The following is an 8,257-nucleotide window of genomic DNA, read 5'->3' as shown; positions in this document are numbered from 1 at the left end:
TATCAGAGGCCCCAAAAACATTATTAGAGGTTGCAGAACATTATGTCGCTGAACAAAAAAGTAAATCAACCTAACAAGGCGCTCGTTGGAACGCTTCGCCTCGATGCGGCTTGCGTCCCACAGCTATAACGTTATGAGTAATTGAACATGGATAAAGAGCAGAAGAAAAAGTTGAAAACTCAGTTCAAAAAGAATGAGCAAGATGAACTGTTGGCATCTTTGCCAATGAGTATTGATGATCTAAAAGATCTACTTTCATTTCTAAATAGAGAATCAGCGCCAGAATGTGATCACACGCTTAAAGAGGCTATCGAATTCATCAAATCAAGAAACCTTGATCCAGAAGTTATCGTACCATGGCTAGGAGAGCATGGAGGCTTTTGTGATTGTGAGGTTATATTTAATGTTTATGATGATGTGGGTGATATAGTAGGGTGGCACCTTGAAGAAGACTCATAACAAGTCAATTAATGTCGCCCCTTCGGGGCTGGACATTCAAACCGCTACGCGGTTTTACGGCCCATTATTGAGGCGTTAAGCATGCAAGGAAAGTAGATTGATAGTCGCGGAAACTACAGGGATAACAATAAAATTCGATCCACTCGATACAGAGAAAAATGTTGGCTCTGTGAAGTTCAATATATCCATAGAGTTTTCGACCCAAAATCAGAAAAGCTCTTATCAAATAAGTAATGTCTGGATTGAAGAGAAAGAACTAAAAAGGTTTGAGGCTCAGTTAGATAGTAAACCAATCGCCCAACTTACAGACATGAGCGATTACACTTTATTGAGTTTTGAGCATGTCGACGATTATACGAAAATTGAAATCAATCCTATTAAGGAGCGAATGTCTGACGAGTATGATCGTCTTAATACAAAACTCTTTGTAGACTATAATTTAATAACGTATCTCTATCGCGCATTTAAGGACTATCCGAAATGGTGGTAGAAATGCTTAACAAAAATTGGCTGAGTGAAGCTCGTGCCTTGCTCACCAGCAATAAGCGTTAAGAATATAAATATGGAATTATCAATAATATTAAATATAGCCTTTTTAACTCTTGTACTATTCTTGTGGTTTTTCCTTAAAGGCGAGCGCTTTCTAAAGTTGTCTGATCAGCTAGCAGTCTCAGGGATTTCTTTAAATATGTTTCTATTTGGTAGGCATTACGCTATATCTGATGCTGAATATCAAATTAGAAGCCTGATTTACGATTCTAAAATTTCTGTAAGTTCCGAAGAATTAGATGCTATTAATGAGATCTTTAACTCTTTAGAAATTAATGTATTTATACCTTTGGTTGGTATCTTAGTAATATCTACAACCTTAGGCATATTGAAGAAAAATATTCTTAATAATAAAAGCAAGCAAGATGCGCAAGCGCGCACTTCCTCTTAAAGCGTTATACATAAGAAAGATATGAATACAGAAGCAATAATGGAATCACTATTTGAGAGCAGAGCTCCAAATCTTCCGGCTGACGGATTAGCTGAAGTTTTTGATAGATTGATATGGTGCCTTGCTGATAATGGCGCTGAAATATGTAAAGTTAAGGAAAAGTGGCTCGAAAGTGATTCATTTGATAGGTGTTCAATAGCTCTTCATATGAACGAAACATTTCCATATGAAACAATTGAAGAAATGAAATCGAGCTTTGACAAGATAGTGTCAAAATGGCCTCAGTTTAGTGACAAGTGTGATGAAATACTTAAAAGAAGAGCAGAGCAAAATGTATAACAAATTAATCAACGTGATCCCTAGCGGGGCGTATCATTAAGGCGTTAAATGCAGGAGCATAAATGACGAAGCAGGATTTAGAGGTTGAGCAAATCCCTTGGTTCAGAAAAGTCCCATCCAAGCTCTGGGATGATTGGCCAGGCCCAGAATCTGAAGAGGTAGTGCGGCTTGGCGACCACAAAGAGGCTAATAGATGAGCTTCAATCAGCAGGAGTAGCTGCTGAGCCCCATTTATCGAGCAAGGCTCGTGAGAGAATCCAGGTCCTTGCGCAGCTCTCATTGGTTGATCCTGATGAGGATTTGTACGATTCAAGGTTTTTCGCCGCATGGATTGGCACTTGGCTAATTTCAGCTAAGGAATTATATGAAGCTCATCAATTATCTTTTCCTACTTGGGCTGGAGAGATAGTCCAAATGTATAAACACGGACTTTGGCCCTGGGGTATCGATATGTCGGGAAAGCCGCTAGTCCGATAATCATTTAAACAATGCGTCAATGAAACCGTTTTCTTTCGCTGCTGCTCGACAAACCGGCCCGTTACGCCATTTTGGTCCTGTGGCTGATTTTGTGCCCGAGTTAAACCTATATGTGTCCATCTCACACCGTTTCACCTGGTTTTATCGATAAATTGAGCACGTAAGTTATTGATTTATATAGGTCATAAAAGGATGCATAAGACTTGAAAACCGGCATGGGTTAATAGCCCATCTAGGGTTCGAATCCCTATCCCTCCGCCACTATTTCTAAAAAGCATCTCATTAGTAGGTGCTTTTTTATGCCTAAAATAAACTTAAGCCACAATCCCAATTTGAAATATCTGAGAGTCTGACAGATACTATGTAGATGTTCGTGTATCTGTACCAAGAGCCTAGAATTGAGCCTTAAAGTATTACTGAGAAAACGCATAACCAACAAAGGCAGCAACGTCCCGGCGGGACTGGACCTCGCACAACTCGGCCGCTGCTTTGTGCGTTATGTGTAATGATATAACCATGATTGAACTTGATCGAATTGGTGTAATTAAGTCTGGTGAAGACGTTGGGTATCAAATAAAAGTTAGTAAAAATACTATGGGAAAAGGATATTACTTATTTATGAGTGATGACTTTTCTGATGAAAATGGAAATATCGCTGACCATCATTTTGAGTCACTGAGAGATGTTGAAGATAGTTTTAAAGATGCTAAGTGGGAAGTTGAATGGCTTTAGATGAATTTTTATTAACACATAACAAGGCGCTGAAATTTAGCGTTAAACAACACGCAAAATTAGCGAAGCGTTATAGCTAAAATATGAGCAATGATTATATATCTGAAAAAGAAATTTTTACTTTTTTAAAAAGAATTGAGAGTGGAGAAGTTGAGTTAACTCCTTCTCTTGAACCTCAACGTGTATACTCAGGTAATGTCGAATACAAAGCAAGTAATGGCTGGAAAATCACAATTTTTAGCGATGCGAACGAGTGGGATTATATTGATGAGGTTGTTACCGATGAAGGAAGAGTCACCGAATATTCAATGCTTGAAACCTTACCACTAATTAATAACTATGAGCCAACTAGAGAAGTTAGTTGGCGAGCTTATGGCATACCAGGGTATTGTAAGTTTAAATGCACAATTTGCGGTGATGAATTCAAATATAAAAAGAATGATGTATATGTTTGCAGTCGTTGTAACAACAAGCTATAACAAGTCGCAGCAGCAGAAAATAGACTGCTGTGCTTGGCGTTAAGTGTTTGTCGAGTATGAGTGATCTAAGACGAAAATTAGAGCTACGAATTGAGCCAGAGCAAGGGCCAGTTTTGGAGCTGGATGACTGGAATCATCGAGATTACATTGAAGATGTATTGGCCGAGCACTTTGGTGTTGACTATGAATACCTGACCGAAGATGTAAAGTCAGGTAAATACACGTTGTACTTTTGTGATTCTAATAAAGTAGAAGATATTGAAAATGCGATTGCAGCTATTAATAAACATCACGCTTCTTCACAAGATTTATATGAGACTATATAGCAAACACTTAACAAGAACAGGCAAGTGAAGCAAAAATCGCTCACTTGCTGTAAGCGTTATGTTGAAATGGAAATTATGTAGAATATGTTACCTTCTTGCCTGAAATGTGGTTATAGAATTCCAATTAGTTGGCTAGGTTTTTCTAATGCTTCGACCAAATATCGTTGTATAAAGTGTTGCGCTCTTCATGAGTCAACAGATAGTCGAAAAGTATCAGAATTTATTTTATTAATTAGTGCTCTCTTTTTTGTGATTAAGTTAGATGTACTCATTGAATCGAGCTTATCAAGAGCAATGATTGCTTTATCTTTCTTGTTGCTGTTCTCCATATTTGTGCCTGGCCAATACCGATTAGTTGAGAACGATGAGCAACATAACCGAACACAGAATGTAGACGCCAATAACAACGGCGCTAATTAGTGATATGTTATACATAATATGAAAGAAGCACTTGAATCTCTTTTAAATTGGTACGAAAACTTTGACTCAAAAGGTGTTATATAGAGCTGTTTTCTCCAAAAGTAACCATAGTTAGTATCTATGGAGAACCATCGACATACGAGCAACTTAAAAGTCGTATCGAATCTGAGAAGAACGAAGATATTTCAGTTAGTGGGTTTCAGTTAGTCGAAAGTATATGTGCTAAAGATAAAATTTCTTTTATTTTTGACTACACTGATGACATTACAGGTTTACGTTATAGATGGTGCACACTCGCTGTTTTTGAATCTGGTAAAATTAAAAAATATATAGAAATGCGCGAGAATATTAGTGCTGATTATGTATAACAATAAATTGAAAAAGACGCGAAAAAGCGCGTTTTAATTGGGCGTTATGCATAAAAAAACATGGAACAAAAAGTATTCGTATTTCATTCAAGTGGGGCACAGTTTTCTGGTGGAGTCTTCTCATCCAAAGATAAAGCCGAAGCTTGGATTCTAAAGCATAAGTTATCTGGAATGTTGACTGGCTATCCTCTTGATAATGGCGCTTATGATTGGGCTGTCGAGAGTGAGCTATTTACTCCGAAAAAGGAGCTTCACTATTCAGCATCTTTTATTGGAGGCTTTACTTCGGCGCATTTAGAGCATTATCACTATGAAGATGGAATCAATGCATAACAAGAACAGGCAAGTGAAGCGAAACACGCTCACCTGCTGTGAGCGTTAAGATCCTTTTAAACATATGAAACATAATTACACTAAGCACATGATTGGATGGATTGACCGTTTGGAGTTCTCTTTACCTGAGCCATTCGTGAGTGCCTACCCAACTCTTAAAAATTATTGGATTGGTGATGAGCGAGATTTCGATGAAGATTCTGTAAAAGAATCATTATGGAATTGGGTAGATAAGAACGGCGGTCCAGGCTCCACCAATGAAAAAGATATGAATGTCGCGAGAATGATCCTCTGTCTGGCATATAAGAGCTACGAAGATATAGACGAATTGAAAGATATGGGCTTCTTCGATGATTTACTTGTTAATTATGGTATATCACGCGACGAAATAAATAGGGCTAACTGTGAGTAAGTTGCAGTCGGCTCTTAACCAAACATTGGAAAAAATTCATGCAAGAAAACACATGAATTTTTCAATTGAGCGTTAAAACTATGAATAATTACATCATTGATGGTCGGAACATAAAGGATATGCAATCACTGTGTGGCGAATTTGCTTCCGCTGTAAATGCACCAGACGGATATTTCGGAAAGAACTTTCAGAGTTTCGACGATTGCCTTTTTGGTGGTTTTGGCCTTGAGGCCCCTTGTAAGATTGTTTGGAAATATTCCGCTGATTCGAAGAAGCACTTGGACTGCCAGATGCTTGAGCAGTATTGCGAGGATATTCTAGAGAATAATCCTGAATTCCATGAACCAGATTTCGAGGAAGGTAAAGCTTGGTGCCTGGATACTCTAAAAAAAGCTAAATTGGGAGAGCGAGACTTCTACGATGAAATAGTAGATGCAATTAGCTCTGTTTCTGAAAGAGCTTCATTTGACTATAAAGTTGAGTTAGTTCTTGAGTAAGAGTTTTAACAAGACAATGAAAATTGAAGCATCAAAAGACATGCTCAATTTATTTGAGCGTTAAGTGGCAGCCTAATGTTGAGAATACGAAATATACTGCCGGTATTGAAAAGCGAAGAAGATGCCGTCCTTGCTTCCTTTGTAGTTCAGGTAGAGTCCGATAAAGGTGTGCAGCAATTCTGGGCTGAGGCTCGTAAGTGTCCGAACGCAGAGGCTCAAATAGACTGGTCAGATGATCTCAGCAATTTGCTTTCTGAATTTAGTGTGGCACGCGAAGCATACGATCATCTGAATCAGGCGGTTTTTAGCACATTCTTAGGAGAGCAAGTTGAGTATCCTATCAATCTGGCTAAGGCCACTTAACAAGGTGCTGTTGTCGCCGCTATCGCGGCTGGGACCGCTTACGCTCCGCTCCAGCCGCCCCAAAGCTTGGCGTTATACCTCGAAATGAAAAATATATATTGCTGTAAATGTAGAGACTTCATACCTATGCCCGATGGTGTTGAGTATGAGGAATATGCAAATATACACCGAGAGTGCTTAAGCGCTATTAAAGAGTATAGGGAAAAGCATGGCGTTTCATTATCTGAAACTCCGTTGGAGGAGTTACGTGAACCCGCATATAAAAAGTATGAGCAATTAACTGGTTTTAAACCACCTAAAGACAGTTTTGATCATTTTTGGCACCATAATGCTGATAAATTTGGCGAGCCGTGTAAAAATTGTGGGAGAAACTTAAGAACAAACAAGGCTAAATATTGTGCTGAATGTGGAGAAACGGTATAACAACCCAAGGCTGCGTGACGCCCAACCGCTCATTGCATTCGCGTTTGGCCGCCACAGCTTGAAACGTTAGCGGTACAGAATGATCGAGATTAAAGAATACAACGGAGGGAAAAATGGAATCCCTCAATTTGAAGATCGAAAAGTTATGTGGGACTCATTGCAAATTGATCTTGTGTCAGAAGAAAATCCAGCAATAGAAGAGTTCGTATCTCATTTGTCTAAGCACTATGCAAATGGCAGCGTAAAATATGGCTGTTTCAAATTAGGTGATTCTGAAGTTCTTGATTGGTATTGTTCTAGGAATCAGCTGAAGGAAATGCTTTTCTTCTGGAAAGTCTGGGAAAAAGAGCCTATAAAAAGTTTTTTTAAACTTAGTGAAATAGATGAAGGTTCTAATAAAGATTTTGAGTGGTCCTCTCCATTTGTATTGGGGGGTTCACTGGCATGGGTATTAGATAGCGGTGGTCCTTATATAAAACCCAATTGGGGTGGAGCAAAGTCTAAAAATATGGGTGAAAAAGCCGCTCTAGAACTCATCGCTAATGACTATGAGGATAGTCTTGTCTTTGTAAATCATTTGGCATGGTGCAGCTTTTTCTTTGATGTTGCTTGGGATTACACATGGGTTGTATTAAACAAGAAAACACGTTTATTACATATACTAATGGCTACCGACACAGACTAGCCGCTAACAAGGCGCTGCTGTCCGACAATTTTTCCGCTGCGCTCCAAATTTGTCGCAGAGCGCGGCGTTAAATATAAGATTATGGATTTATTAGTATTATTGACTGTCTACTTGTTTCCTTTGCTTCCGGCCTTGGTTTATCGAATAGCTAGGTCAAAGTCGAAAGCATCGAGTAAGTTTTACATTCAAGCATTGCTATCTTATGGCGTTTTTATGCTCGGCTATTTTGTTTCGAGTCTTTATGATTTATTTTTAGATTATTGGTCTATTTCGTGTGCTGAAACTGAAGGTTCCGGGGGTAGTTGTAGTGCTGCTATGACTTTCTTAGTTCGCGAGACACATACAATATCTATATTTATAGTAGCGCCAATAGCATTTGTACTCGCTTTAATTGTATTAAGAAAACTTGATCAATCATATTTAACAATAAAAGGTAGCGGATCTTCGACCGCTACTTAAATGCGTTAAGCACTCTTATGAATAAAAACGAATATTCAATTTATGATGCTTTAGAAACTATTCGGAAGCGGCCAGGGATGTATGCGGGTGATATAGATTTAAATGCTATTCAGACTTACTTGGCCGGTTATAAAATGGCAATGCTCGATGCAGAGCTGGAAGATGTATCTGAACCAGAGTTTCATTCTTTTCATGAATTTGTTCGAGCCAAATATAATTATTTTGAGTCTACAGCTGGTTGGGCAAATATGATAAAAGCTATAGTTATTGGGTTAGAGCCAGAAAACATAGTATGGGAAAACTACGATAAAAATATGACTTTTGAACAACAAAAAGAAGCATTAGTGTTGTTCTATAATCTTTTAGAAGAGTTTCGAGGAACGAATGCTTAACAAGCGGTTGGTGTCGCGACAGCCCACTCGCGCACTCGTTCACTGCCGCACAACCGAGCGTTAGGTTGCAATAAGAATGCGCATAGACTTTTGCTTTAGAACTTATTCAATATTTGGGGGCAATGCCACACTAAACTTGGCTAGTAAATGGGT

18 protein-coding genes are annotated in these 8,257 nt (G+C 38.6%); all 18 read left to right on the top strand.

Annotated elements, in window-relative coordinates; all coding sequences use genetic code 11:
- Nucleotides 1-147 precede the first annotated feature (147 nt).
- The 18 genes from FAX86_RS21810 (at nucleotide 148) to FAX86_RS21735 (ending at nucleotide 8,104) form a co-directional block, all read left to right on the top strand.
- Nucleotides 148-459: a DUF2695 domain-containing protein gene (locus FAX86_RS21810; protein ID WP_144395620.1), complete on the top strand. Its 312-nt coding sequence runs from the start codon at nucleotides 148-150 to the stop codon at nucleotides 457-459.
- A 97-nt stretch (nucleotides 460-556) separates the two neighbouring features.
- Nucleotides 557-949, top strand: a complete 393-nt coding sequence (locus FAX86_RS21805; protein ID WP_144395619.1) for a hypothetical protein — start codon at nucleotides 557-559, stop codon at nucleotides 947-949.
- Nucleotides 950-1,021: 72 nt separating this feature from the next.
- The gene (locus tag FAX86_RS21800; RefSeq protein ID WP_144395618.1) at nucleotides 1,022-1,399 is read left to right on the top strand and encodes a hypothetical protein; all 378 of its coding nucleotides are present in this window, start codon (nucleotides 1,022-1,024) and stop codon (nucleotides 1,397-1,399) included.
- Between the two features lie 21 nt (nucleotides 1,400-1,420).
- Nucleotides 1,421-1,738 carry a hypothetical protein gene (locus FAX86_RS21795; RefSeq protein WP_144395617.1) on the top strand — a complete coding sequence of 106 codons (318 nt, stop codon included), beginning with the start codon at nucleotides 1,421-1,423 and terminating at the stop codon, nucleotides 1,736-1,738.
- A gap of 62 nt (nucleotides 1,739-1,800) precedes the next feature.
- Nucleotides 1,801-1,935 (top strand): hypothetical protein, encoded by a 135-nt coding sequence (locus FAX86_RS22830; RefSeq protein ID WP_281286459.1) that lies wholly within the window; start codon nucleotides 1,801-1,803, stop codon nucleotides 1,933-1,935.
- Nucleotides 1,907-2,215 (top strand): hypothetical protein, encoded by a 309-nt coding sequence (locus tag FAX86_RS22360; protein ID WP_164503711.1) that lies wholly within the window; start codon nucleotides 1,907-1,909, stop codon nucleotides 2,213-2,215. Before FAX86_RS22830 ends, FAX86_RS22360 begins: the two co-directional genes overlap by 29 nt.
- Before the next feature lie 516 nt (nucleotides 2,216-2,731).
- Nucleotides 2,732-2,947: a hypothetical protein gene (locus tag FAX86_RS21785; RefSeq protein ID WP_144395615.1), complete on the top strand. Its 216-nt coding sequence runs from the start codon at nucleotides 2,732-2,734 to the stop codon at nucleotides 2,945-2,947.
- 83 nt (nucleotides 2,948-3,030) lie between these two features.
- Entirely contained in the window at nucleotides 3,031-3,426 is a 396-nt protein-coding gene (locus FAX86_RS21780) for a DUF7693 family protein (protein WP_144395614.1), read from the top strand.
- A gap of 56 nt (nucleotides 3,427-3,482) precedes the next feature.
- Nucleotides 3,483-3,752: a hypothetical protein gene (locus FAX86_RS21775; RefSeq protein WP_144395613.1), complete on the top strand. Its 270-nt coding sequence runs from the start codon at nucleotides 3,483-3,485 to the stop codon at nucleotides 3,750-3,752.
- Nucleotides 3,753-4,001: 249 nt separating this feature from the next.
- Nucleotides 4,002-4,172, top strand: coding sequence for a hypothetical protein (locus FAX86_RS22355; RefSeq protein WP_164503710.1), 171 nt, complete (start codon nucleotides 4,002-4,004; stop codon nucleotides 4,170-4,172).
- Nucleotides 4,173-4,600: 428 nt separating this feature from the next.
- Nucleotides 4,601-4,873, top strand: coding sequence for a DUF7710 domain-containing protein (locus tag FAX86_RS21770; protein ID WP_144395612.1), 273 nt, complete (start codon nucleotides 4,601-4,603; stop codon nucleotides 4,871-4,873).
- Nucleotides 4,874-4,937: 64 nt separating this feature from the next.
- Complete coding sequence (locus tag FAX86_RS21765) at nucleotides 4,938-5,285, top strand: hypothetical protein (protein WP_144395611.1); 348 nt, start codon at nucleotides 4,938-4,940, stop codon at nucleotides 5,283-5,285.
- Between the two features lie 80 nt (nucleotides 5,286-5,365).
- Nucleotides 5,366-5,782 (top strand): barstar family protein, encoded by a 417-nt coding sequence (locus FAX86_RS21760; RefSeq protein WP_144395610.1) that lies wholly within the window; start codon nucleotides 5,366-5,368, stop codon nucleotides 5,780-5,782.
- 75 nt (nucleotides 5,783-5,857) lie between these two features.
- Nucleotides 5,858-6,145, top strand: a complete 288-nt coding sequence (locus tag FAX86_RS21755) for a hypothetical protein (protein WP_144395609.1) — start codon at nucleotides 5,858-5,860, stop codon at nucleotides 6,143-6,145.
- 126 nt (nucleotides 6,146-6,271) lie between these two features.
- The gene (locus FAX86_RS21750) at nucleotides 6,272-6,568 is read left to right on the top strand and encodes a hypothetical protein (protein ID WP_144395608.1); all 297 of its coding nucleotides are present in this window, start codon (nucleotides 6,272-6,274) and stop codon (nucleotides 6,566-6,568) included.
- 79 nt (nucleotides 6,569-6,647) lie between these two features.
- Nucleotides 6,648-7,253, top strand: a complete 606-nt coding sequence (locus FAX86_RS21745; protein ID WP_144395607.1) for a hypothetical protein — start codon at nucleotides 6,648-6,650, stop codon at nucleotides 7,251-7,253.
- Between the two features lie 81 nt (nucleotides 7,254-7,334).
- The gene (locus FAX86_RS21740) at nucleotides 7,335-7,712 is read left to right on the top strand and encodes a hypothetical protein (protein ID WP_144395606.1); all 378 of its coding nucleotides are present in this window, start codon (nucleotides 7,335-7,337) and stop codon (nucleotides 7,710-7,712) included.
- A gap of 17 nt (nucleotides 7,713-7,729) precedes the next feature.
- Nucleotides 7,730-8,104, top strand: a complete 375-nt coding sequence (locus FAX86_RS21735; protein ID WP_144395605.1) for a hypothetical protein — start codon at nucleotides 7,730-7,732, stop codon at nucleotides 8,102-8,104.
- Nucleotides 8,105-8,257 lie beyond the last annotated feature (153 nt).

It is taken from the genome of Pleionea sediminis (assembly GCF_007570825.1).
In the GTDB taxonomy this organism is placed as follows: Bacteria; Pseudomonadota; Gammaproteobacteria; order Enterobacterales; family Kangiellaceae; genus Pleionea; species Pleionea sediminis.
This window is presented reverse-complemented; position numbering and strand designations above follow the sequence as displayed.